We start from the raw sequence: 24,455 nt of genomic DNA, 5'->3' as shown, positions 1-24,455 counted from the left end.
CTCCCGTGTGCCGTCGTCCCGCCGACGCGCCCGCGTCAGCCGATGTTGTCGACCGCCGCCCGAGCCTTCGCCATCGTCGACTGGGCCGTCCCGTCGTTCTCCTCGAGGGTCGTGCGCACCAGTTGGATGATGCTGCGCACCTCGTTGGCCGCGCGGTTCCAGCGCAGTTCCTTGCCGTGGTACTCCTCGGAGACCCCGTCGGCCTGGAAGTCGGCCATGGCGGCCTTCACGGCGTTGTCGCGGTCGGTCAGCACGCGCTCCAACTGCCCGACGATTCCCTGCAAGCCGCCCTGCACCTCGCTCGACGCACCGGTGTCGTAGGAGCGGCGGTCCAGACTCTGACCCATCGTCACAAACCCCCTGTGGTTGTCGGCCCCTGCCCGGCGGCGGCCTAGCGCGCGCCGAAACGGGCCGCGTCGAAGTTGGCCGCGCCCATGTTCTTCTGGGCGTTGTCGTGCTGTTCGGCTTCACCGGTGGCGAACGCGGTGTCCATGCCGCCCTGGCCCTCGAGGATCGCGCCGAGCGACTCGTTCAGCGCGGCGGTGATCTCGTCCGCACGCGTCTTGAACGAGTCGAAGGCGACCTTTCCGGATCCGTTGAACTTGCCCTCCAGCGGCTCGGCCGCCTGGATGAGCATGCGGATCAGCGTGCCCAGGTCGGTGCTCGAACCGTCCGTGCGCCTGCCCAGCTCCGACAGGGTCGTGGACCCCATGTCGAACTTCACGTGTGTCACCCCCGTGCGTCACGTACGCATCACAAAGCTGTTCGAACATGCTGTCGCACAACCCGTTGCGGACGCAACGCCGTTGATCACGGTGTGACGCAATCCGGACAAGGTGGAGACAACACCGATGCCGTCGGTCCGTCGCCTGTCCGGCGTCGCCCGTCACGGGGACCACGCCCCGTGACGGGGCGGCCGACCGCACCGGCTGCGTCGAGGGCGGACCGTTCGACGACGCGCTGTGGGCCCGGGACGGCCGCGAGGTGCTCGCCGGGACGGCGGCGCGGTTCGCGGAGCACGCGGAATGAGGCCCGCCGCACGCTGGGACGCGGGTGCCCGGACACGCCGTGCCCGGACACCCGCGCCGCCGGCGCGGAGCACGCGGGCCGGGAGCCGCGCGGGGCGCAAGCCGTGCGGTGCCGGACCGGACGCCGACGTTCGCCGGCACCGCACGTTGCTTCCCCCCTGCTCCCCGCAGTGCACAGCCCCCACTGCGCACGCGCACCAGCATGCGGCACCGGGGCGCCCGAGACCTTGACGGTCCGTGCAGGGATCTTGTCGATTCCCGCAGCATCCGGCGTGCGGAGGGGAGTGCTACGCGGTCCGGCCCGTGTGGTGGTGGCGGTGGTCCGTCGGCGTCATCCCGTACGCGCGGCGGAAGACGCGGCTGAAGGTGGCCGGGTCGGTGAAGCCCCACCGCGCGGCGATGGACCGGACGGAACGGCCCCGCAGCCGGGGGTCGGCGAGGTCGCGGCGGCAGCGCTCCAGCCGCCGGTGGCGGATCCAGCCGGCCGGGGCCTCCCCCTCCGCCGCGAACAGCTGGTGCAGGTGGCGCACCGAGATGCCGTGCGCCGCCGCGACGGTGGCCGGGGACAGCGCCGGATCGCCCAGGTTCCGCTCGATGAAGTCCCGGATCCGGGTGTGCAGGGCACGCCGGCGGGACTCCGGGGGCAGCGCGTCCTCGGAGTCCAGGCACCCGCCGAGCACGGAGGCGAGCAGATCCGTGGTCACCGAGGCCAGCGCCGGCGCGTCGTCCTGCGTGAACTCGTCGGCCCGCCGGGCGGTGTCGGCCAGCCAGCGGTACAGCGTGCCTCCCATGCCCCGGTCCACCGGGACCGGCACGGCCAGCAGCCGCCGGACCGCGCGGGGCGGCAGCGGCAGCCGGGCCCGGGGCACGCTGACGACCACCGTCGTGGACCACTCCGACGTCCTGTTGATCCGGACGTCGTAGGGGAGGCTGCTGTCGGCCATGACGAGGCGACCCGCCTCGAACACCGCCTCGCGGCCGTCCTGCGCCATCCCGCCGTCACCGGTGAGGTGGCAGTTGATCTGGTAGACCTCGGGGTCGAACCGCCGGATGGTCCGCGGTGTGCGCACGGTGTCCAGCTGCGGCAGGCTCAGCTCGGCGATCTGCAGCTCGCCGAGCGGCAGGACCCGCATCACGGCCCGGAAGTCGTCGCTGCGCTCGCTGCGCAGCAGGTTGGGCACGTGCGTCCGGGCGGCGACGTCCTGCCACAGGTCCCACCGCTCGGCGGGCGGCACGACCTCGGTCCGGAACTCCTGCACCAGCATCGTCCCACGGCCCCCCCACGCGTAACCGGACGGCTGTTTCCTGCCCGGGGGACGTCGTAGGGAACCGGGTGGGAAAAAATCCGGGAAGACCGTGCAACCCTCTGCCCACTTCACCGGTCGTACTCTGCGTCAGGACTTCTGGAGGGGGACCCGGGGGGGCTTGAGGGGTTCTGACGGGGAGGGAACCGTGGGGGCCCGGTCGACGGACCGGGCCCCCTCGAGGTTCGCGTGCCGCCGGCGCCGCCGGCGCCGCCGGGCCGGCTCACCGGCGCCGGCGCGCCGGTGTCAGAAGAACACCCCGCAGCGCAGCAGCACGTTCGCGTACGGCCGTGCCTCGCCGGTGCGCACGACGAGCCGCGCGCCGGCCGTCAGCTCCTTGAGCCGCTCGTGCGGCACCAGCTCGAGCCGGGGGAAGTGCCCCGCCAGCAGGTCCGCCGCCGCCGGATTGGCCCGCCGCACCTCGGTCGCCGCCGTCGCGCCCTCGACCACCAGCTCCTCCAGCAGCCCCTCGACCACCTCGGCGAAGGACGGCACCCCGGCCCGGAACGCCAGGTCCACCACGTGCGGCCCGTCGGGTATCGGCATGCCGGCGTCGCACACCAGCACCCCGTCGCCGTGCCCGAGTGCGGCCAGCGCGCCGGAGAGGTGGCGGTTGAGGATCCCGTGCTTCTTCACCGGGCCCCGCCCCGCGCACCCTCGCGGTCGCCCTCCGGGCCGGCCGCACCCTCGCGGTCGCCCTCCGGGCCGGCCGCACCCTCGCGGTCGCCCTCCGGGCCGGCCGCACCCTCGCGGTCGCCCTCCGGGCCGGCCGGACGCAGCGCCGCGACCTCCTCCGCCGTCGGGAACGACACCTGCGCCCCCTCCTTGGTGACCGTCGCCGCCCCGACCCGGGCCGCGTACGCCGCCGCGCCGGCGAGGGACTCGCCCGCGCCGAGCCGCCAGGCCAGCGCGGCGGTGAACGCGTCGCCCGCGCCGGTGGTGTCCACGGCGCGCACCTTCACGGACGCCACGCGCGAGACGCCGTCCGGGGAGGCCACCAGGGCGCCCTCCCCGCCCAGCGTCACCACCACCGAGCGCGGGCCCTTCGCCAGCAGCAGCCGCGCCCAGTCCTCCGGTTCCCCGCCCCCGCACGCCTCGCCCAGGATCACCTTGGCCTCGTGCTCGTTGACGATCAGCGGGTCGCAGGCCGCCAGCACCTCGGGCGGCAGCGGGCGCGGCGGCGAGGGGTTCAGCACGAACCGGCTGTCCGGCGCCAGGTTCCGCACCACCTCCACCACCGTCTCCAGCGGGATCTCCAGCTGTGCGGAGACCACCCGGGAGGCGTGGAAGAGGCTCGTCGCCGCGCGCACGTCCGCCGGCGTCAGCCGGCCGTTCGCGCCCGGCGAGACGACGATGCTGTTGTCCCCCGAGGGGTCCACCGTGATCAGCGCGACCCCGGTCGGCGCCCCGCCCACCAGCACGCCCACCGTGTCGACGCCCGCCGCCCGCTGCGAGTCCAGCAGCAGCCGGCCGTGCCCGTCGTCGCCGACCCGGGCCAGCAGGGCCGTGCGGGCCCCGAGCCGGGCGGCCGCGACCGCCTGGTTCGCGCCCTTGCCGCCCGGGTGGACGGCCAGGTCCGAGCCGAGCACCGTCTCCCCGGCGCCCGGCCGGCGCTCCACACCGATCACCAGGTCGGCGTTGGCCGAACCCACGACCAGGAGGTCGTAGTCGTACATGAAGTGGCTCCCCACATGGTCGTGCGGGGGCGGACGGTCGCCGTGACCGTCCGCCCCCGGTCCTTCTGGCCGGTGTCAGCCGCCGAAGCCGGCCACGTTCTCCTTCGTGACCACCTTCACCGGGACCTTCACCGTCTCGCTGACCTTCTTGCCCTCGGCCGCGCGCAGCGCGTTGTCCACCGCGATCCTGCCCAGTTCCCTCGGCACCTGCGCGACGGACGCGTACAGCGTGCCCTCCTCGACCGCCTTGAGCCCGTCCGGCGTGCCGTCGAACCCGACGACCTGGACCGACTTTCCGGCCTTGGAGCCGAGCGCCTTGATCGCGCCGAGCGCCATCTCGTCGTTCTCGGCGAACACGCCGTCGATGTCCGGGTGGGCCTGGAGCAGGTTGGTCATCACGTCGAGGCCCTTGGTGCGGTCGAAGTCGGCGGGCTGCTTGGCGACCACCTCGATGCCCGGGTAGTCCTTCAGTCCCTCGGCGAAGCCCGCGCCGCGCTCCCGGCTGGCGGAGGTGCCGGCCTGGCCCTGGAGGATCACGATGGTGCCCTCGCCGCCCAGCTTCTCGGCGAGCGCCTTCGCGCCCTGCCGGCCGCCGGCGACGTTGTCGGAGGCGACCAGCGCGTCCGTCTCCGCCTGGTTGACGCCCCGGTCGACGGCGACGACGGGGATGCCGGCCTTGTTGGCGGAGCGCACCGAGGGGCCGGCCGCGTCCGAGTCCACCGGGTTGACGATGATCGCGCCGAGGCTCCCGCTGGTGAAGTTCTGCAGGTGGTTGGCCTGCTGGGAGGCGTCGTTCTGGGCGTCCGTGACGGTCAGGTCCACGCCCCGCTTCCTCGCCTCCTCCTCGGCGCCGGCCCGGATCTGCACGAAGAACGGGTTGTTGAGGGTCGACAGCGACAGGCCGACCTTCTCGCTCTTCGCCGCCGAGGAGCCGTTGTGCAGGAAGGACATCGCGCCGACGACCGCCGCCGCGACCACCGCGGCCAGCACGTAGGTCGCCGCCTGCTTCCCGCGGTTCCCCCCGCCGGACGTGCCGGCGGCCACCGGGGTGGCCCCCGCCTTGCGGCGCAGCGTGTCGAAGAGCACCGCCAGCGCGATCACGACGCCGATGACGACCTGCTGCCAGAACGCCGACACCGACAGGAGGTTGAGGCCGTTGCGCAGCACCGCCAGGATCAGCGCGCCGATCAGCGTCCCGGAGGCCTTGCCGGTGCCGCCCGCGAGGGAGGCGCCGCCGATGACGACCGCGGCGATCGCGTCCAGCTCGTAGCCCTGCGCGGCCTGCGGCTGCGCGGAGGACAGCCGGGCGGCGAGCACGATGCCCGCGGCGGCGGCGAACAGGCCGGACAGCGCGTAGACGGCGAGCTTCTGCTTCCTCACCCGCAGCCCGGACAGCCGGGCCGCCTCCTCGTTGCCGCCGATGGCGTACATGGAGCGGCCGATGTACGTCCGGCCCAGGACGAACGCCGTGAGCAGCCCCATGACGGCCATCACCAGCACCGGCACCGGCAGCCAGCCGCCGAGGGTGTCGCCGAGGTGCGAGACGGAGTCCGGGAAGGGGATCGGGGAGCCCTGCGAGATCACCAGGGACAGACCGCGCGCCACCGACAGCATGGCCAGCGTCGCGATGAACGGCGGCAGTTTGCCGTACGAGACCAGGAAGCCGTTGACCAGGCCGCAGACGATGCCCGTGGCGACGGCCAGGAGCACCGCCAGGACCACCGGGACGCCCTGCGAGGTGGCGCTCCAGGCCAGCACGGTGGCCGACAGGGCGGCGACCGAGCCGACCGACAGGTCGATGCCCGCGGAGACGATCACGAAGGTGACGCCGAAGGCGAGGATCGCGGTGACCGCGGCCTGCACACCGATGTTGAGCAGGTTGTCGGCGGTCAGGAAGTCGCCGGACAGCGCGGACATGGCGACGACCAGGACGATGAGCGCGGTGAGCGCCCCGTTGTCCAGCAGCAGGCGGCGCAGGCCGCCCGAGGCGCCACCCGTGCCCGTCCGGCTCTTGAGCGTGTCAGCGGCCACGGGGGGCCTCCTTGTCGGTCTTGTCGGAGTCGGGAAGGGAGGGGGAGGGGGCGGGGGAGCCGGGGTCCGGGCCCGCGCCGTCGGACTCGGCGCCGGTGCCGACGGCGAGCGCCATCACGGCGTCCTGGGTGGCCTGCTCGGCGGCCAGTTGGCCCGCGATCCGGCCCTGGGCCATCACCAGCACCCGGTCGCTCATGCCGAGCACCTCGGGCAGATCGCTGGAGATCATCAGGACGGCGGTGCCGGCGGCGGTGAGTTCGTTGATCAGCTGGTAGATCTCGACCTTGGCGCCGACGTCGATGCCGCGCGTGGGCTCGTCGAGGATGAGCACCCTGGTGTCCGCCAGCAGCCACTTGCCGATGACGACCTTCTGCTGGTTGCCGCCGGAGAGCGTGCGCACGTGCTGGCCGAGGCCCGCCATCCGCACGCCGAGCTGCTCGGCGATCCGGGCCGCCGCCGCGCGCTGCCCCTTGAGGTCGACGAGCCCCGCGCGGGTGGCCGAACGCAGCGTCACCAGGCCCAGGTTCTCCTCGACGGAGGCGTCCAGGACGAGTCCCTGGCCCTTGCGGTCCTCCGGGACCAGCCCGATGCCCGCCGCCATGGCGGCGTTCACGTCGTGCCGGCGCAGCGCGCCGCCCGCGACCTCCACGGACCCCCTGTCGTAGGGGTCGGCGCCGAACACGGCCCGCGCGACCTCGGTGCGGCCGGCCCCGACCAGGCCCGCGATGCCGACGACCTCGCCGGCGCGCACCTCGAAGCTGACGTCGTGGAAGACGCCGTCGCGGGTGAGTCCCTCGACCCGCAGCAGCGCCTCGCCGGTCTCCGGCCGCGCACGCGGGTACTGCTGCTCGATCGACCGCCCCACCATGAGCCGGACCAGTTCGTCCTCGGGCGTGGACGCCGGGACCTGCCCGACGCTCCTGCCGTCCCGGATGACGGTGACCCGGTCGCCCAGGGCGGCGATCTCCTCCAGGTGGTGGGTGATGAACACGATGCCCACGCCGTCCTCGCGCAGCCTGCGCACGATGGCGAACAGCCTCTCGACCTCCTCGGAGGTCAGCACGGCGGTCGGCTCGTCCATGATCAGCACGCGGGCGTCCAGGCTGAGCGCCTTGGCGATCTCCACCATCTGCAGCCGCGCGATGCCGAGTTCGCGCACCCGCGCGCGGGGCGGCACGTCGACGCCGACGCGCTCCAGGAGGACGGCGGCCTCGGCCTCCATCCTCTTCCGGTCGATCATCCCGAAGCGGCGCGGCTGCCGTCCCAGGAAGATGTTCTCGGCGACCGTCAGATCGGGAACGAGGTTGAACTCCTGGTAGATGGTGGCGATCCCGAGCCGCTCGGAGTCCTGCGCGCTCTGGATGCGCACCTCCTCGCCGCCGGCCAGGATCCGGCCGGCGTCGGGCGTGTGGGCGCCCGACAGCGTCTTGATGAGGGTGCTCTTGCCCGCGCCGTTCTCGCCGAGCAGCACGTGCACCTCGCCCCGGCGCAGGTCGAAGTCGACGCCGTCGAGGGCGACCACGCCCGGGAAGGTCTTGCGGATGCCCTCGATGCGCAGCAACTCGTCCGGGTCGCTCACGACGTACTCCTTCGTACGGGGGACGGGGTGGGGGGCTGTGGGGGCCGTGCGGGGGCCGGTTCGCCGCACGAGCGGCGCACCACGAGCCGGGCGGGGAGGGTGACGGACTCGCCGGGCCGGCCCTCGATGCGGTCGACCAGCGCGCGCACGGCGGCCCGCCCCAGCTCCTTGGTGGGCTGGGCGATCGCGGTGACCGGCGGGTCGGTGTGCACGAACCAGCGGATGTCGTCGAACGCGGCCAGCGCGATGTCGTCGGGCACCCGCAGCCCGCGCGCGCGGACGGCGTCCAGCGCGCCGAGCGCCATCAGGTTGTCGGCGGCGAAGACCACCTCGGGCGGTTCGGGCAGGTCCAGGAAGCCCTCGGTGACGCGGCGGCCGCTCTCGGCCTGGAAGTCGCCCTGGCCCGTGTAGGCGTCGGGGAGCTCCAGCCCGTGCTCGCGCAGCGCCGCGCGGAAGGCGTCCACGCGTTCCCGGCCGGTCGTGGTCGCCGCCGGGCCCGCGATGATCGCCAGCCGCCGGTGTCCGAGTCGGTGCAGGTGCGCCACGAGGTCCCGCACGGCCGCCTGCCCGTCCGACCGCACCACCGGCACGTCCACGCCCGGGATCCACCGGTCGACGAACACCATCGGCGTGCCCGCGCGGGCGGCGTCCAGCATCAGCGGCGACCCGCCGTCGGTGGGGGAGACCAGCAGCCCGTCGATCCGGCGGTCCAGCAGGGTCCGCACGTGGTGGTCCTGGAGGTCGGGCCGCTCGTCGGCGTTGCCGATGATCACGCTGTAGCCGAGGGCGCGGGCCTCCTCCTCCACGGAGCGGGCCAGTTCGGTGAAGTACGGGTTCAGCACGTCGCTGATGACCAGGCCGAGGGTGCGGGTCTGGTCGGTGCGCAGGGAGCGCGCGACGGCGTTCGGGCGGTAGCCCAGCGTCTCGACGGCGGCCAGCACGCGCGTGCGGGCGTCCGCGCTGACCGACGGATGGTCGTTCAGGACGCGCGACACCGTGGCGACGGACAGGCCCGCCTCGGCGGCGACGTCCTTGATGCTCGCCATCGCTGCTCCACCTCCTTGTGGAAGAGCTCGTGGAATCGATTACATCGATCGACACCGAGGATTGGAATCGATTACACGCCGTTTCGGCAACCCCCCGGCGCCGCCTCGAAACCGGATCGTGATGTTCCGTGTCCGGGGGGTCGCGGACCGTCGGACGGGGGTCACGCTGGTGGTGAGGGTCGTCTCCCCAGGTCCGCGGGGGCCGGAGGCGGAGGAGTCATGACGGCGGCGGCTCGTGAGGGCGCACCCGTCGCCCTGGAGGGCGACGGAGTGGAGCTGCGCACGCAGCCGACCGGCGGGGGCCCGCCGGTCGGCTGCGTGCGCCTGCCGCGGGGCACGGACATGGGCCCGGCCCTCGAGGGCCTGCCCGGCGACGCGTGCCCGTGCCCGCACCGGGGCCATCTGCTCGAGGGGCGGCTGCGGATGCGCACGGCCGAGGGGGAGCAGGACCACGAGGCGGGGCAGGCCTGCCACTGGGCGCCCGGGCACGTCCCGCTGGTGCTGGAGGACTGCGCGTTCGTGGAGTTCTCCCCGACCGACGACTTCAGGAAGGTGACCGCGCACATCGCACGGGCGGCGTGAGGGCCCGCGGGCCGCTCCCGCCGACGGGCCGCCCCGGGCTGTCGGCGGCGGGCGGTACCGTCGGACCATGTCCAACCAGGCGGGGAACGGCGCGTCGGCCACGGGGAGCGGGGAGCGGCGCTGGGCCGTGCTCGAAGGCGTCCTGGAGCGCATCACGTACGCCAACGAGGAGAACGGCTACACGGTCGCCCGGGTCGACACCGGCAGGGGCGCCGGCGACCTCCTCACGGTGGTGGGCGCGCTGCTCGGCGCCCAGGTGGGGGAGTCGCTGCGGATGGAGGGCCGCTGGGGCTCCCACCCCCAGTACGGCAAGCAGTTCCACGTGGAGAACTACACGACCGTCCTGCCCGCCACGGTCCAGGGCATCCGCCGCTACCTCGGCTCGGGCCTGGTCAAGGGCATCGGCCCGGTCTTCGCCGACCGCATCACCCAGCACTTCGGCATGGACACACTGAAGATCATCGAGGAGGAGCCCGAGCGGCTGATCGAGGTCCCCGGCCTCGGCCCCAAGCGCACCAGGAGGATCGCCGAGGCGTGGGAGGAGCAGAAGGCGATCAAGGAGGTCATGCTCTTCCTCCAGACCGTCGAGGTCTCCACGTCGATCGCGGTGCGCATCTACAAGAAGTACGGCGACGCCTCCATCTCCGTCGTGAAGAACCAGCCCTACCGGCTGGCCGCCGACGTCTGGGGCATCGGCTTCCTCACCGCCGACAAGATCGCCCGATCCGTCGGCATCCCGCACGACAGCCCGGACCGGGTGAAGGCGGGCCTGCAGTACGCGCTGTCGCAGGCCACCGACCAGGGGCACTGCTACCTCCCCGAGGAGAAGCTGATCGCCGACGCGGTCAAGCTGCTCCAGGTGGACACCGGCCTCGTCATCGAGTGCCTCGGCGAACTGGCCGCCGAGCCCGAGGACGGCGAGGACCCCGGCGTCGTGCGGGAGAAGGTCCCCGACCCGGAGGGCGGCGACCCCGTCACCGCCGTCTACCTCGTCCCCTTCCACCGTGCCGAACTGTCCCTCTCCGCCCAGCTGCTGCGCCTGCTGCGCACCGACGAGGACCGGATGCCGGGCTTCGGCGACGTGGTCTGGGAGAAGGCGCTGGCCTGGCTGAAGGGGCGGACCGGAGCCGACCTCGCCCCCGAGCAGGAGGCGGCGGTGAAGCTCGCGCTCACCGAGAAGGTCGCGGTGCTCACCGGCGGGCCCGGCTGCGGCAAGTCCTTCACCGTCCGCTCGATCGTGGAGCTGGCCCGGGCCAAGAAGGCCAAGGTGGTGCTGGCCGCCCCGACCGGCCGCGCCGCCAAGCGCCTGGCCGAGCTGACCGGCGCCGAGGCCTCCACCGTCCACCGCCTGCTGGAACTCAAGCCCGGCGGCGACGCCGCCTACGACCGGGACCGCCCGCTGGACGCCGACCTGGTGGTGGTCGACGAGGCCTCCATGCTGGACCTGCTGCTCGCCAACAAGCTGGTCAAGGCGGTGGCGCCGGGTGCCCACCTGCTCTTCGTCGGGGACGTCGACCAGCTGCCCAGCGTCGGCGCCGGAGAGGTGCTCCGCGACCTGCTCGCCGACGGCAGCCCCGTCCCCGCCGTCCGCCTCACCCGCGTGTTCCGCCAGGCCCAGCAGTCCGGCGTGGTGACCAACGCCCACCGGATCAACGCCGGGCAGCACCCGGTCACCGACGGCATGAAGGACTTCTTCCTCTTCGTCGAGGACGACACCGAGGAGGCCGGCCGGCTCACCGTGGACGTCGCGGCCCGGCGCATTCCCGCGAAGTTCGGCCTGGACCCGCGCCGCGACGTGCAGGTCCTCGCGCCCATGCACCGGGGGCCGGCCGGCGCGGGCACCCTGAACGGACTGCTCCAGCAGGCCATCACCCCCGGCCGCCCGGACCTCGCGGAGAAGCGGTTCGGTGGCCGGGTCTTCCGCGTCGGCGACAAGGTGACCCAGATCCGCAACAATTACGAGAAGGGGGAGAACGGCGTCTTCAACGGCACCGTGGGCGTGGTCACCTCGCTCGACCCGGTCGACCAGCGCCTGACGGTGCTGACCGACGAGGACGAGGAGGTGCCGTACGAGTTCGACGAGCTGGACGAGCTGGCGCACGCCTACGCCGTGACCATCCACCGCTCCCAGGGCAGCGAGTACCCGGCGGTCGTCATCCCGGTGACCACGGGCGCCTGGATGATGCTCCAGCGCAATCTGCTGTACACGGCGGTCACACGGGCCAAGCGGCTGGTCGTCCTCGTGGGTTCCCGCAGGGCGATCGGGCAGGCGGTGCGCACGGTCTCGGCGGGCCGCCGGTGCACGGCCCTGGACTTCCGCCTCGCCGGTTCCCGGTCCCCCGGCCCCTCCGGTTCCTGACCCTCCGGTTCCCGGCCCCCGGCACACCTCTCCGCCGCCGGTGCCGCCGCCGTGAGCGGCCCGTCACCAAAAAATGATCGATCAAATGAGTCGTGAAGGTCACAGAGCCCTTCCGGTTGGGGGACGGAGGGGGCAGGATGGGCAAGTTGGCGGCACTGAGTGCCGCCGATAGGCCCGATGGTCGACCCCGAGTGCACTCTCCTGAGCCAAGTGGGGGATGGTAGAGACAGTCAGGGCACCTCGAAGATGAGGCACAACGTCGGTGAGGGAAGACGTGAGCGACAACTCTGTAGTACTGCGGTACGACGGCGGCGAGTACACCTACCCGGTGGTCGACAGCACCGTCGGCGACAAGGGCTTCGACATCGGAAAGCTCCGCGCCCAGACCGGTCTGGTGACGCTGGACAGCGGCTACGGCAACACGGCCGCCTACAAATCCGCGATCACCTACCTGGACGGCGAGGCCGGCATCCTCCGGTACCGCGGCTACCCGATCGAGCAGCTGGCCGAGCGCTCCACCTTCCTGGAGGTCGCCTACCTGCTGATCAACGGCGAGCTGCCGACGGTCGACCAGCTCACCGCGTTCAAGAACGACATCACGCAGCACACCCTGCTGCACGAGGACGTCAAGAACTTCTACCGGGGCTTCCCGCGCGACGCCCACCCGATGGCCATGCTGTCGTCGGTCGTCTCGGCGCTGTCCACCTTCTACCAGGACAGCCACAACCCGTTCGACGAGCAGCAGCGCAACCTCTCCACCATCCGCCTGCTCGCCAAGCTCCCGACGATCGCGGCCTACGCGTACAAGAAGTCGGTCGGCCACCCGTTCGTCTACCCGCGCAACGACCTCGGCTACGTCGAGAACTTCCTGCGCATGACCTTCTCGGTGCCCGCCCAGGAGTACGAGCTCGACCCGGTCGTGGTCTCCGCGCTGGACAAGCTGCTGATCCTGCACGCGGACCACGAGCAGAACTGCTCGACCTCCACGGTCCGCCTGGTCGGCTCCTCGCAGGCGAACATGTTCGCCTCGATCTCCGCCGGCATCAACGCGCTGTGGGGCCCGCTGCACGGCGGCGCCAACCAGTCGGTGCTGGAGATGCTGGAGGGCATCCGCGACTCCGGCGGCGACGTCGACTCCTTCATCCGCAAGGTGAAGAACAAGGAGGACGGCGTCCGCCTGATGGGCTTCGGCCACCGGGTCTACAAGAACTTCGACCCGCGCGCCAAGATCATCAAGGCCGCCGCGCACGAGGTGCTGTCCGCCCTCGGCAAGTCCGACGAGCTGCTGGACATCGCGCTGAAGCTGGAGGAGCACGCGCTCTCCGACGACTACTTCGTCTCGCGCAGCCTCTACCCGAACGTCGACTTCTACACCGGCCTGATCTACCGGGCCATGGGCTTCCCGACCGAGATGTTCACGGTCCTGTTCGCCCTCGGCCGCCTGCCGGGCTGGATCGCCCAGTGGCACGAGATGATCAAGGAGCCGGGCTCCCGCATCGGCCGCCCGCGCCAGATCTACACGGGCGTGGTCGAGCGCGACTTCGTCCCGGTCGAGGAGCGCTGACACCCGCGCCGAGCCGCATCACCGGGCCCCGGGCACGCAGGTCGTGCGCGGGGCCTTCCGGCGTGCGCGGAGACGGGAAAAGGCGCCCCGGCCGCCGGTCCCCCCACGGGCCGACGAACCAGGGCGCCTTCCCATGTCCCGGTGCGGATTCCCCCCACGGGATCCGGCCGGGCGTCTGTGAGGACAGCGCCTGAATCGCTGTGTCGTGCGGTCTGCCGGGACACCGCACGGTCGGGAGGGCCGCTCAAAGCTCCCCTGCCTGTACGTGTCCCGGCAACGCAATCTCCGGGGAAAGTCCCCCAAGACGTTCCCCAGATGTCAGGAAGCGCCCCCCAAGACGCTGCCCGACATCGCCAACTTAGACCTTCGAACCCCTTCGATGGTTACGTTCGGATCACTGTGATCTGCGTCTCTTGCATATGTCCGTTAGGTACGCAAGAGCCCGCGTATCGCTCACGGGACCCAAGCGTAAGGATGATGCGCGAGCCTTGTGAAGAGCTTATGTGAGGGGCGTACCGGACTCCAGGGGTGCACCCCAACTCGAGACCTCAATGAAACGACCGCAGCCGCAGGCTGTTGGTCACCACGAAGACCGAGGAGAAGGCCATCGCCGCACCGGCGATCATCGGGTTCAGCAGTCCGGCCGCGGCCAGCGGCAGCGCGGCGACGTTGTAGCCGAAGGCCCACACGAGGTTGCCCTTGATCGTGGCGAGGGTCCTGCGGGACAGCCGGATCGCGTCCGCGGCCGCCCGCAGGTCGCCGCGCACCAGGGTCAGGTCGCCCGCCTCGATCGCCGCGTCCGTGCCGGTGCCCAGGGCGAGGCCCAGATCGGCGACGGCGAGCGCGGCCGCGTCGTTGACGCCGTCGCCCACCATGGCCACGACGCGCCCCTCGGCCTGCAGCCGCCGCACGACGTCGGCCTTGTCCTCGGGCAGCACCTCGGCGATCACCTCGTCGATGCCCACCGCCTCGGCCACCGCCCCGGCCACCGTCCGGTTGTCGCCGGTCAGCAGCACCGGCGCGAGCCCCAGGGCGCGCAGCTCGCGCACCGCCTCGGCGCTGGTCCCCTTGACCGCGTCGGCGACGGCGAGGACGCCGCGCGCCGCCCCGTCCCAGCCGACCACGACGGCCGTGCGCCCGGCGCCCTCGGCCTCCTCGCGGGCCCGGGCCAGCTCCGGCGGCAGGTCCGCGGAGAGTTCCGCGAGCCGCCCCACGGCCACCTCGTGGCCCTCCACGCGTCCGCGCACGCCCCGGCCGGGGACGCTCTCGAAGGACTCGGCCGCCGGCAGCGTCCCGACGCGCTCCTGGGCACCGGCGGCGACCGCCCGGGCGACGGGGTGCTCGGAGGCGTGCTCCAGGGCGCCGGCGAGCCGCAGCACCTGCTTCTCGTCGGCGCCCTCGGCGACGTGCACCTCCTGCAGGGTCATCCGTCCGGTGGTGACGGTGCCGGTCTTGTCCAGGACGACGGTGTCGACCCGGCGGGTGGACTCCAGCACCTCCGGGCCCTTGATCAGGATGCCGAGCTGCGCGCCGCGCCCGGTGCCGACCATCAGCGCGGTCGGCGTGGCCAGTCCGAGGGCGCACGGGCAGGCGATGATCAGCACGGCGACGGCCGCGGTGAACGCGGCGACGGTGTCGCCCGTGGCGCCCAGCCACATCCCGAAGGTGCCGGCCGCGATCAGCAGCACCACGGGGACGAAGATCCCGGCGACCCGGTCGGCCAGCCGCTGCACCCGGGCCTTGCCGTTCTGCGCGTCCTCCACCAGCCGCGCCATCCGCGCGAGCCGGGTGTCGGCGCCGACCCGGGCCGCCTCGACGACGAGCCGGCCGCCCGCGTTGACCGTGGCGCCGGTGACGGTGTCGCCGACGGTGACGTCCACGGGGACGGACTCGCCGGTCAGCATGGAGGCGTCCACGGCGGAGGAGCCCTCCACCACCGTGCCGTCGGTGGCGATCTTCTCCCCGGGCCGTACGACGAACCGGTCGCCCACGGCCAGCCGGTCCGCCGGGATCCGCACCTCGCGTCCCCCGCGCAGGACGGCCACGTCCTTGGCGCCCAGCTCCATCAGCGCCCGCAGGGCCGCTCCCGCGCGGCGCTTGGAGCGGGCCTCCAGGTGGCGGCCGAGCAGGATGAGGGCGGTGACGCCGGCGGCGACCTCCAGGTAGATCGTGGCGGCGCCGTCGGTCCGCGAGACGGTGAGCTCGAAGGGGTGCCGCATCCCGGGCATGCCCGCGTCGCCGAGGAACAGCGCCCACAGGGACCAGCCGAACGCGGCGAGCGTGCCGACGGAGACCAGCGTGTCCATGGTGGCCGCGCCGTGCCGGAGGTTGGTCCAGGCGGCCCGGTGGAAGGGCAGCGCGCCCCAGACCACGACGGGCGCGGCGAGGGTGAGCGAGAGCCACTGCCAGTGGTCGAACTGCAGGGGCGGGACCATCGCCAGCAGGACCACGGGCAGGGCGAGGAGCGCGGAGACGGCCAGGCGCCGGCGCAGCGCGGCCGCCTCGGGGTCCTCCGGCGCGGCGGACGGCCCGTCCTGCGCGGCGGGCGGCTCCTGCGCCGGGGGCGCGGGCTCCTCGGCGGTGTAGCCGGTCTTCACCACGGTGGCGATCAGGTCGGCGACCCCGACGCCCGGCGGGCAGGTGATCCGGGCCTTCTCCGTGGCGTAGTTCACCGTGGCGGTGACGCCGTCCATGCGGTTGAGCTTCTTCTCGACGCGGGCCGCGCAGGAGGCGCAGGTCATCCCGCCGATGAGCAGCTCGACCTCCGAGACCGCCGGCTGTTCACCGGCCGGGGCCCCGGTGGCGGCGGTGGTGGTGGTGCTGCTGGTCACGTCCGTCACTCCAGGGAAGGTGGTGTCCGGGCCTCCGGGGCCGGCGGCCGCCGGGCCGCGGGGGCCGGGCGGCGCACCGGGCCGCGGGGACCGGGTGGCCGGTACGGCCCGGTGCACGCCGCGCGGCGCCCCGGTCCCGTCTCAGGCCCTGCCGACGAGTTCGAAACCGGCCTCGTCGACGGCGGCGCGCACCGCCGCCTCGTCGAGCGGGGCCGCGGAGACGACGGTCACCTCGCCGGTGGAGGCGATCGCCTTCACCGAGCTGACACCGGGGATCCCGGAGATCTCGCCGGAGACGGCGCCCTCGCAGTGGCCGCAGCTCATCCCGCTCACCCGGTAGACGGCGGTGACGGAACCCTGGGTGTCGGTCGGGGAGGTCATGGCGTTGCTCCTCATCGGTGCGTGGGGTGTGCGGGGTGGAGGGGGCCCTCGGGGGCCACACACCGAGATTATACCCCTAGGGGGTATTAATCCACGACCAGCGGGCCGAGGTAGCGGATGAGGACGTTCTTCAGCTCCCGGACGTACGCCTCTCGCTCGGCGCCCTCGTGGGCGAGGACCAGCTCCAGGCCGGCCTTGTAGATCCCCACGCACACCTGGGCGGTGCGGCGCACGTCGGCGGCCGGCGTGTCCGGCAGGAACGGGGTGAGGAGCGCCTCGACCCGGGCGATCAGGGTGGCGTGCAGCGCGTCGTGCTCCTCGGCCATGCGGCCGGGGATGTCCGGGCCGTGCATCAGGGCGAAGAAGACCGGGTGGCGGCAGTTGAAGTCGATGAACCGGTCGACGGCCGCCGCGACGGCCTCCTCGAGGGGGGTGGCGGGGTCGATCGGGGCGAGGGCCTCGCCGTAGGTCTCCCGCATCTCGTGCATCAGCCGGCCGCCGAGCTCGATCGCGATCGCTTCCTTGTTCGGGAAGAACTGGTACAGCGTGCCCGGCGAGACGCCCGCCTCGCGGGCGATGGCGTTGGTGCTGGCGGCCGTGTAGCCGGTCGTGCAGAAGACGGAGGCGGCGGCCTCGAGCAGCTGGGCGATGCGCCGCTCGCCGCGCGCCTGCCGGCGGACGGGCCGCTCGTCGGCCGTCTGCCGCTTCGCGGACCTGCCGGGTTCCCCGGGTTTCTCGGTCTTCTCGGGCACGCGTCATCCCCAGTTCTCGGCACGCGATTGACAAACGCGAGCGGCCGCTCGCATTCTGGTGAAACGCGAGCGATCTCTCGTGTTTGCCAGTCTATGGCAACGGCACAGCCATGCCTCCTGCCCGCGCGCGCCGCGGGCCGCGCGGGCCCGGACCACCGGACGCGCGGGCACGGGGGCATGGCCCATGGTGAAGGGGACAGCGCAGGATGACCGAAGTCAACACTCCACCCCGCCCCGGAGGCTGGACCCGCTTCGTCACCGCCCGGCCACGACTCGCCCTGCTGGCCGCCCTCGTGCTCACCGTGCTCGCCGTGCTGGCCGGCAGCGGGGTCGCCGACCGCATGGGCAGCGGGGGCTGGGAGGACCCGGACGCCGAGTCCTCCTACGCGACCAGGGCGCTCGAGCGCGAGTTCCCCGACTCCCAGCCCAACCTCCTGCTGCTGGTGGACGCGGGGGACGCCTCGGTGGACGATCCGGCCGTCGCCGCCGAGGCCGGGCGGCTCGCCGAGCGCCTGGCCGGCGAGCGGGGCGTCACCGGCGTCGGCTCCTACTGGCAGTCCCGCTCGCCCGCCCTGCGCGCCGAGGACGGACACGAGGCGCTCATCGCCGCCCGCATCACGGGCGACGAGACGGCCATGAACAGGACCCTGGAGCGCATAGCGCCCTCCTTCCGCGGCGAGCACGGCGTGGTGGAGGTCGGTGTCGGCGGCCCGGTCGCCGTGCGGCACGAGATGCAGACGATCATCCAGGAGGACCTGCTGCGGGCCGAGATGATCGCCCTGCCGGTCACCCTCGTCCTGCTGGTGATGGTCTTCGGCAGCGCCGTCGCGGCCCTGCTGCCGCTCGGCATCGGCATCGTCGCGATCCTCGGCACCAACGCCGTCCTGCGCGGGCTCACCGAGGTCACCGACGTCTCGGTCTTCGCGATGAACCTCACCACCGCCCTCGGGCTCGGCCTGGCGATCGACTACGCGCTCTTCATCGTCCGCCGCTTCCGGGAGGAGCTGTCCACCGGCGCCGATCCCCTCACGGCCGTCGGCACCACCCTGCGCACGGCCGGCCGCACCGTGCTGTTCTCCGCCCTCACGGTCGCGGTGTCCCTGGCGGCGATGCTGGTCTTCCCGCAGTACTTCCTGCGGTCCTTCGCCTACGCGGGGATCGCCGTGGTGCTGCTGGCCGCGGCGGCCGCGCTGATCCTGCTCCCGGCCGCGCTGGTGCTCCTCGGCCACCGGGTCGACTCCCTCGACCTCAGGCGCCTGTTCCGCCGCGGACGGCCCGCGCGGCCCGCCGCCGAGGAGGGCGCCGTCTGGGGGCGCGCGGCGACGCTGGTGATGCGCCGTGCCCCGTTCTTCGCCCTGGGCACCACGGCCGTGCTGGTCCTGCTCGGACTGCCCTTCCTGGGCGTGAAGTTCGGCACGGCGGACGACCGCCAGCTGCCCTCCGGCGCCGAGTCGCGCGTGGTGCAGCAGCACATCCGCGACGGCTTCCCGGGCAGCCCCGGCGGCGGCCTCGAGGTGCTCGCCGAGGGACGCGCGACCCGGGCGCAGTACGCCGCCTACAAGGAGCGCGTCGCCGCCCTGCCCGAGGTGGTGCGGGTCGACGGGCCGGTGGTGAAGGGCGACACCGCCTACTTCACCGTGCTGCCCAGGGGCGAGGCCGTCGACGACCCCGCCCAGCGCCTGGTGGGTGATCTCCGCGCGGTGGACGCCCCCTTCGACACCGCGGTGACGGGCGCGGCGGCCGTGCTGGTCGACTCCAAGGCCGCCATCGGCGAACGCCTCCCCGCGGCGGCCGCCTTCATCGTGATCGTCACCCTGTTCCTGGTGTTCCTGCTCACCGGCAGCGTGCTGATACCGGTCCAGGCGGTGGCGCTCAACGCCCTCAGCCTGACCGCGATGTTCGGCGCCGTGGTCTGGGTCTTCCAGGACGGCCACCTCTCCGGCCCGCTCGGCTTCACCAGCCCCGGCTCCATCGAGACGACCCTCCCGGTCCTGATGTTCTGCGTGGCCTTCGGCCTCTCCATGGACTACGGCGTGTTCCTGCTCTCCCGCATCAAGGAGGAGTACGACCACGGCGGCGACCACGAGCAGGCGGTCCGGCACGGGCTGCGGCGCACGGGCGGGCTGATCACCGCGGCGGCGGTCATCCTGGCGGTGGTCATGGTCGCGATCGGCACCTCGCGGGTGACGAACACCAAGATGCTGGGCCTGGGCATCGCGCTGGCGGTGCTGATGGACGCGATGATCGTCCGCAGCCTCCTGGTCCCCTCGGTCATGCGCCTCACCGGCCGCGCGACCTGGTGGGCGCCGGGTCCGCTCCGGCGGTTCCACGAGCGGTTCGGACTGAGCGAGGGGGAGTCCGCGCGCGGGCCCGGCGGCCCGGGCCCGGACGCCGGGGCGGGCCGGGCGGACGGCCCCGCCGCGGGCGACTCCACCGCGGCCGGGGAGGCCGCCGGCGACGGGGCCGCCCGCGAGAAGGCGGAGGCCCGGGGATAGCGTTCCGCCGACAGCGGTGGGCTCGAGGGAGGGACGGCCATGCGGGCGGTGGTGTTCGAGCGGTACGGGGAACCGGCCGAGGTGCGGGAGGTCGCGGACCCGCAGCCCGCGGAGCACGGAGTCGTGGTCCGCGTGGAGGCCACCGGCCTGTGCCGCAGCGACTGGCACGGCTGGCAGGGCCACGACCCGGACATCGCGCTGCCGCACGTCCCCGGCCACGAACTCGCCGGGGTCGTCGAGGCGGTCGGCGCGCGGGTCGCCCGGTGGCACCCCGGAGACCGGGTGACCGTCCCGTTCGTCTGCGCCTGCGGAAGCTGCCCGGCCTGCGCGGCCGGCGACCAGCAGGTGTGCGAGCGGCAGACCCAGCCCGGCTTCACCCACTGGGGCTCCTTCGCCCAGTACGTGGCGCTGGACCACGCCGAGGTGAACCTGGTCGCCGTCCCGGACGACCTGTCCTTCGCGACGGCCGCCTCCCTCGGCTGCCGCTTCGCCACCGCCTACCGCGCGGTGGTGCAGCAGGGCCGGGTGGCGGCGGGGGAGTGGGTGGCGGTGCACGGCTGCGGCGGGGTGGGCCTGTCCGCGGTGATGATCGCGGCGGCGTCCGGCGCGCGGGTCGTCGCGGTGGACATCTCCCCGCAAGCCCTGGACCTGGCGGAGAAGTTCGGCGCCGCGGCATGCGTGAACGCGGCGGTGTCCGGCGACACGGCGGAGGCGGTCCGCGACCTCACCGGCGGTGGCGCCCACCTCTCCCTGGACGCCCTCGGCTCACCCGCCACCTGCGCCGCCTCCGTGGGCGGCCTGCGCCGCCGGGGCCGCCACGTCCAGGTCGGCCTGCTGCCCTCGTCCACGGGCACCACACCGGTCCCGATGGCCCGCGCCATCGCCCTCGAGCTCGAACTCCTCGGCAGCCACGGCATGGCCGCGCACGCCTACCCGCCGATGCTGGAACTGGTCCGCGCGGGCGCGGTCCGCCCCGACCTCCTGGTGACGCGGACCATCGGCCTGGACGCGGCTCCGTCGGCCCTGGCGGCCATGGACACGGCCCCGGGCGCGGGCGTGACGGTCATCGAGCCGTGGCGCTGAGCGCGGCCCACTCCCGGTCGAGGATCGCCATGATCACCTCGTCGACCCACGCCCCGTTCCGGAACGCGGCCTCCCGCCGCACGCCCTCGACCACGAAGCCGACCTTCTCGTAGACGCGCAGGGCGCGCGGGTTGTCGCCGTAGGCCTCCAGCTGGATGCGGCGCAGCCCGAGGCGCTCGAAGCCGTGGCCGACGATCAGCCGCGTGGCCTCGGTGCCCAGTCCCCGGCCGCGGCCGCGCGGCCCGATGAGGGTGCGGAAGGTGCAGCTGCGCGCGTCCGGGTCCCACTCGTTGAGGACGACCTCGCCGACGAGGTCCCCGGTGGCACGGTCGGTGACGGCGAGGTCGAGCCGGTCGGGCCGCGCGGACCGGGATCCGTACCAGGAGCGCAGGGACTCCGGGGTGAGCACGGTGGACGGCTCGAAGGTGAAGCGGACGACCTCCGGGTCCTGGAGGATCTGCCACATCGTGCCGGCGTCGGCCTCCGTGAAGGGACGCAGCACGGTCCGGTCCCCGGTGAGGGTGGGTTTGTCGGTGAAGTCCATGGCCGGCACTGTGCCCCACCCCGGCGGCGGGGCACAGCCGTTTTCCCGCAGGTCCGCGGGGCTCCCGCGGGTCAGCCGCCCCCGCGGCCCCGGTTGCCCGGCCGGGAGGCCACCCAGGCCCGGACGGTCTCCGCGTACCAGTAGGGCTTACCGTGCTCGACGTGGTCCGGCGGGGGAAGCAGGCCGTGCTTGCGGTAGGAGCGCACGGTGTCCGGCTGCACCTTGATGTGCGCGGCGATGTCCTTGTAGGACCACAGCCGTCGGTCGGTCATGGGTCGCACCTCCCCGCGCGCACCGCGGCGGCGGCCGGGGGCGGCCGTCAGGGGGAGCCGGGTGCGGCGCTGGCGATCACAAGCGTCGTGCCCGGTGAACGACACCGGGCGGGAGCGGGGCAGGGGCCGTGCGCGGGTGTGACGGAAGGCCCGCCGACCCGTGACACGCGTGACGGAACGGGGGCGTTTGTGACACGGATGTCGCAAAGGCGTGCGCCGGCCGCACGACGGGGGCGAGCCGGCCCGCCTCACGCCACGGCGCACGCCCCGGACTCCCGTGCGAGCTCTCCCAGCTCGCGCGCCGACTCGGGGGCCAGCCGGTAGATGCCGTGGACGCTCACCGCCCTGCGCAGCTCGCCGTCCACCACGTGCTTGATCCGCCGCTCGCCCCGCCGCGACCGGTAGGTGAGCCGGGTCAGCAGATCGGGCGGCACGGGGCGGTCGAAGGTGAGCGGCGTGCCGGGCGGCCCGACGACGACCTCGCTGACGCAGCCGGACCTCAGCGGCCTCCAGTGGACGAGCCGGAGGTAGTCCTCCACGGCCAGTTCCTCGCCCGCGGTGTCGTGGTCCAGCACGCGCCCCACCTCCATGGCCCCGAGCACCCACAACCGCTTGCGGAAGACCCGCACCGGATGGATCACGTCACCGGGGCGCACCCCGGCGCTCGTGAAGCTCGGCAGCGACTGGTGCGGCCCGCCGAACAGCACGGTCAGGCGCTCTCCGGCGTAGCCCTCGCGGAAGAGGGTCCTGCACAGGTCGTTGGTCCACAGGGTGGTGTAGGAGTTCGGCACGGCACCGCACGTCAGACCCGGGCACTGACACCGGACCTTTCGCTACGAACCGCCCGGGTCCGGCCCGGGACCGTCGCGATGCCGCCACGATCTGGTCCGTATGTCCGGACAAAATATTGACAGGGTTTCCCGCCCGGGCTAGAACCGGGGAGAGCCGCACGGTCCGCGTGATCCGCGCGGAGGAGGAAGCGCGTGCCGGCTCCCGGGAGGAAGGGCGTGTCCGCATGGGTCACCGACGCCGTGCGCGCACCCCGGGACGCCCGGGCACAGATCGCCTCCGGCGCGGGAGGCCGCTTCGCTTTGGCAGGAGCGAAGGCGCGGGCGACGACTCCCCGCCCGCCGCGGCCCCGCGCCGGAGGTCCCGCCGACGGCGCCCGCCGGGGCGCGGACCGGCCCCGCGGCCGCGCCGCTCCCGCATGTGTCTACGCGCGGACCGAAACGGCCGACACTGTGTCGGGCGCACCCGGAGGCCCGGACCTGGTGGGATGGACCCGTGGCCGAGACCGCGGCACGGCTGTCCGGGGTCACGGCGCACGAGCTGCACGAACGGCACGTCCCCTCCCGTCGCCGCCATCTTCAGAAGGAGCTCTCGGTCATGACGAAGATCGTCAACCACTGGATCGGCGGCAGGACCGCCGAAGGCGCCTCGGGCACTTACGGCCCGGTGACGAACCCGGCGACCGGCGAGGTCACCACGAAGGTCGCGTTCGCCTCCGTCGAGGAGGTGGACGCCGCGGTCGCCGCCGCCAAGGAGGCCTACCTGTCCTGGGGCCAGTCCTCCCTGGCCCAGCGCACCTCGATCCTCTTCAGGTTCCGCGCGCTGCTCGACGCCCACCGCGACGAGATCGCCGAGCTGATCACCGCCGAACACGGCAAGGTGCACTCCGACGCCCTCGGCGAGGTGGCGCGCGGTCTGGAGATCGTCGACCTGGCCTGCGGCATCACCGTGCAGCTGAAGGGCGAGCTGTCCACGCAGGTCGCCAGCCGCGTCGACGTGGCGTCCATCCGCCAGCCGCTGGGCGTCGTCGCCGGCATCACGCCGTTCAACTTCCCGGCGATGGTGCCGATGTGGATGTTCCCGATCGCCATCGCCTGTGGCAACACGTTCGTGCTGAAGCCGAGCGAGAAGGACCCCTCGGCCTCGATCCGCCTGGCCGAGCTGCTGGCCGAGGCCGGGCTGCCCGACGGCGTGTTCAACGTCGTGCACGGCGACAAGCTGGCCGTCGACCGCCTGCTCGCCCACCCCGACGTCAAGGCCGTCTCCTTCGTCGGCTCCACCCCGATCGCCCGCTACATCCACACCACCGCCTCCGCCAACGGCAAGCGCGTCCAGGCCCTCGGCGGTGCCAAGAACCACATGCTGGTGCTGCCCGACGCCGACCTCGACGCGGCGGCCGACGCGGCCGTCTCCGCGGCCTACGGCTCGGCGGGCGAGCGCTGCATGGCGATCTCCGCGGTGGTCGCCGTCGGCGCGATCGGCGACGAGCTGGTGGAGAAGATCCGCGAGCGCGCCGAGAAGATCAAGATCGGTCCCGGCGACGACCCGACGTCCGAGATGGGCCCGCTGATCACCAAGGCCCACCGCGACAAGGTGGCGTCGTACGTGGAGAACGCGGCGGACGAGGGCGCCGAGGTCGTCCTCGACGGCACCGGCCACACCGTCGAGGGCCACGAGGGCGGCCACTGGATCGGCATCTCCCTGCTCGACAAGGTGCCGACCACGGCGAAGGCCTACCAGGACGAGATCTTCGGCCCGGTCCTGTGCGTGCTGCGCACCGAGACCTACGAGGAGGCCCTGGAGATCGTCAACTCCTCGCCGTTCGGCAACGGCACCGCGATCTTCACCCGGGACGGCGGCGCGGCCCGCCGCTTCCAGCTGGAGGTCGAGGCCGGCATGGTCGGCGTGAACGTCCCGATCCCGGTCCCCGTCGGCTACCACTCCTTCGGCGGCTGGAAGGACTCCCTCTTCGGCGACCACCACATCTACGGCAACGACGGCACGCACTTCTACACCCGCGGCAAGGTCGTCACCACCCGCTGGCCCGACCCGGCCGACGCCCCGGCCGGCGTCGACCTGGGCTTCCCGCGCAACCACTGACCACCGCCACCACCCCCGAGGGGCCGTCCGTCATGCGGA

The 24,455-nt window shown here is 73.3% G+C and carries 20 protein-coding genes and 1 pseudogene; 7 read left to right on the top strand and 14 right to left on the bottom strand.

Annotated features, from left to right (window positions below):
• Positions 1-35: 35 nt before the first annotated feature.
• A complete protein-coding gene (locus GL259_RS14915) occupies positions 36-347 on the bottom strand; it encodes a pore-forming ESAT-6 family protein (RefSeq protein WP_159532973.1) in 312 nt (103 codons plus the stop codon).
• Between the two features lie 44 nt (positions 348-391).
• The gene (locus tag GL259_RS14910) at positions 392-724 is read right to left on the bottom strand and encodes a hypothetical protein (protein ID WP_159532971.1); all 333 of its coding nucleotides are present in this window, start codon (positions 722-724) and stop codon (positions 392-394) included.
• 188 nt (positions 725-912) lie between these two features.
• Between GL259_RS14910 and GL259_RS38715 the strand changes: the two are divergent.
• A pseudogene (locus tag GL259_RS38715) lies at positions 913-1,029 on the top strand (sugar phosphate isomerase/epimerase); the annotation flags it as partial.
• A gap of 286 nt (positions 1,030-1,315) precedes the next feature.
• Here GL259_RS38715 and GL259_RS14905 read toward each other — a convergent pair.
• The 6 genes from GL259_RS14905 to GL259_RS14880 all read right to left on the bottom strand — a co-directional run bounded on the left by GL259_RS14905 (position 1,316) and on the right by GL259_RS14880 (position 8,664).
• Positions 1,316-2,293, bottom strand: coding sequence for a helix-turn-helix domain-containing protein (locus GL259_RS14905; protein WP_159532969.1), 978 nt, complete (start codon positions 2,291-2,293; stop codon positions 1,316-1,318).
• A 285-nt stretch (positions 2,294-2,578) separates the two neighbouring features.
• Positions 2,579-2,968 carry a D-ribose pyranase gene (gene rbsD, locus GL259_RS14900; RefSeq protein WP_159532967.1) on the bottom strand — a complete coding sequence of 130 codons (390 nt, stop codon included), beginning with the start codon at positions 2,966-2,968 and terminating at the stop codon, positions 2,579-2,581.
• Positions 2,965-4,008, bottom strand: a complete 1,044-nt coding sequence (locus tag GL259_RS14895) for a ribokinase (RefSeq protein WP_243762307.1) — start codon at positions 4,006-4,008, stop codon at positions 2,965-2,967. Before GL259_RS14895 ends, rbsD begins: the two co-directional genes overlap by 4 nt.
• Positions 4,009-4,083: 75 nt before the next feature.
• Positions 4,084-6,039 (bottom strand): substrate-binding domain-containing protein, encoded by a 1,956-nt coding sequence (locus GL259_RS14890; RefSeq protein ID WP_159532965.1) that lies wholly within the window; start codon positions 6,037-6,039, stop codon positions 4,084-4,086.
• On the bottom strand, positions 6,029-7,618 hold the full coding sequence (locus GL259_RS14885) for a sugar ABC transporter ATP-binding protein (RefSeq protein ID WP_159532963.1): 1,590 nt from the start codon (positions 7,616-7,618) through the stop codon (positions 6,029-6,031). The genes GL259_RS14890 and GL259_RS14885 overlap by 11 nt, the downstream gene beginning before the upstream one ends.
• Positions 7,615-8,664 carry a LacI family DNA-binding transcriptional regulator gene (locus GL259_RS14880; protein WP_159532961.1) on the bottom strand — a complete coding sequence of 350 codons (1,050 nt, stop codon included), beginning with the start codon at positions 8,662-8,664 and terminating at the stop codon, positions 7,615-7,617. Before GL259_RS14880 ends, GL259_RS14885 begins: the two co-directional genes overlap by 4 nt.
• 219 nt (positions 8,665-8,883) lie before the next feature.
• Between GL259_RS14880 and GL259_RS14875 the strand changes: the two genes are divergently transcribed.
• From GL259_RS14875 to GL259_RS14865, 3 genes are all read left to right on the top strand, one after another.
• On the top strand, positions 8,884-9,246 hold the full coding sequence (locus GL259_RS14875) for a hypothetical protein (protein WP_159532959.1): 363 nt from the start codon (positions 8,884-8,886) through the stop codon (positions 9,244-9,246).
• Positions 9,247-9,313: 67 nt separating this feature from the next.
• On the top strand, positions 9,314-11,605 hold the full coding sequence (locus GL259_RS14870; protein WP_159532957.1) for an ATP-dependent RecD-like DNA helicase: 2,292 nt from the start codon (positions 9,314-9,316) through the stop codon (positions 11,603-11,605).
• 274 nt (positions 11,606-11,879) lie between these two features.
• Positions 11,880-13,169, top strand: a complete 1,290-nt coding sequence (locus GL259_RS14865) for a citrate synthase (protein WP_159532955.1) — start codon at positions 11,880-11,882, stop codon at positions 13,167-13,169.
• 548 nt (positions 13,170-13,717) lie between these two features.
• Here GL259_RS14865 and GL259_RS14860 read toward each other — a convergent pair.
• The 3 genes from GL259_RS14860 to GL259_RS14850 form a co-directional block, all read right to left on the bottom strand.
• The gene (locus GL259_RS14860) at positions 13,718-16,000 is read right to left on the bottom strand and encodes a heavy metal translocating P-type ATPase (protein WP_159532952.1); all 2,283 of its coding nucleotides are present in this window, start codon (positions 15,998-16,000) and stop codon (positions 13,718-13,720) included.
• Between the two features lie 141 nt (positions 16,001-16,141).
• Positions 16,142-16,381, bottom strand: coding sequence for a heavy-metal-associated domain-containing protein (locus GL259_RS14855; protein ID WP_159532950.1), 240 nt, complete (start codon positions 16,379-16,381; stop codon positions 16,142-16,144).
• A gap of 86 nt (positions 16,382-16,467) precedes the next feature.
• Positions 16,468-17,031: a TetR family transcriptional regulator gene (locus GL259_RS14850; protein ID WP_243762566.1), complete on the bottom strand. Its 564-nt coding sequence runs from the start codon at positions 17,029-17,031 to the stop codon at positions 16,468-16,470.
• 308 nt (positions 17,032-17,339) lie between these two features.
• On the opposite strand from GL259_RS14850, the gene GL259_RS14845 reads away from it, so the two are divergent.
• Both GL259_RS14845 and GL259_RS14840 read left to right on the top strand, forming a co-directional pair.
• A complete protein-coding gene (locus GL259_RS14845; RefSeq protein ID WP_159532946.1) occupies positions 17,340-19,628 on the top strand; it encodes an MMPL family transporter in 2,289 nt (762 codons plus the stop codon).
• A 39-nt stretch (positions 19,629-19,667) separates the two neighbouring features.
• Positions 19,668-20,711: a zinc-dependent alcohol dehydrogenase family protein gene (locus tag GL259_RS14840; RefSeq protein WP_159532944.1), complete on the top strand. Its 1,044-nt coding sequence runs from the start codon at positions 19,668-19,670 to the stop codon at positions 20,709-20,711.
• Here the strand turns inward: GL259_RS14840 and GL259_RS14835 are convergent.
• The 3 genes from GL259_RS14835 to GL259_RS14825 all read right to left on the bottom strand — a co-directional run bounded on the left by GL259_RS14835 (position 20,692) and on the right by GL259_RS14825 (position 22,318).
• Positions 20,692-21,255 carry a GNAT family protein gene (locus GL259_RS14835; RefSeq protein ID WP_208026471.1) on the bottom strand — a complete coding sequence of 188 codons (564 nt, stop codon included), beginning with the start codon at positions 21,253-21,255 and terminating at the stop codon, positions 20,692-20,694. The two genes, GL259_RS14840 and GL259_RS14835, sit on opposite strands and share 20 nt — an antisense overlap.
• A 71-nt stretch (positions 21,256-21,326) precedes the next feature.
• Positions 21,327-21,527 (bottom strand): MerR family transcriptional regulator, encoded by a 201-nt coding sequence (locus tag GL259_RS14830; protein ID WP_159532940.1) that lies wholly within the window; start codon positions 21,525-21,527, stop codon positions 21,327-21,329.
• Between the two features lie 248 nt (positions 21,528-21,775).
• Positions 21,776-22,318, bottom strand: coding sequence for a hypothetical protein (locus tag GL259_RS14825; RefSeq protein ID WP_159532938.1), 543 nt, complete (start codon positions 22,316-22,318; stop codon positions 21,776-21,778).
• Positions 22,319-22,913: 595 nt separating this feature from the next.
• On the opposite strand from GL259_RS14825, the gene mmsA reads away from it, so the two are divergent.
• The gene (mmsA, locus tag GL259_RS14820) at positions 22,914-24,416 is read left to right on the top strand and encodes a CoA-acylating methylmalonate-semialdehyde dehydrogenase (RefSeq protein ID WP_159532936.1); all 1,503 of its coding nucleotides are present in this window, start codon (positions 22,914-22,916) and stop codon (positions 24,414-24,416) included.
• Positions 24,417-24,455 lie beyond the last annotated feature (39 nt).

This window comes from Streptomyces sp. Tu 3180, assembly GCF_009852415.1.
GTDB lineage: Bacteria > Actinomycetota > Actinomycetes > Streptomycetales > Streptomycetaceae > Streptomyces.
The sequence above is the reverse complement of the archived record's forward strand: the minus strand, read 5'-3'. Positions and strand labels throughout refer to the sequence as shown.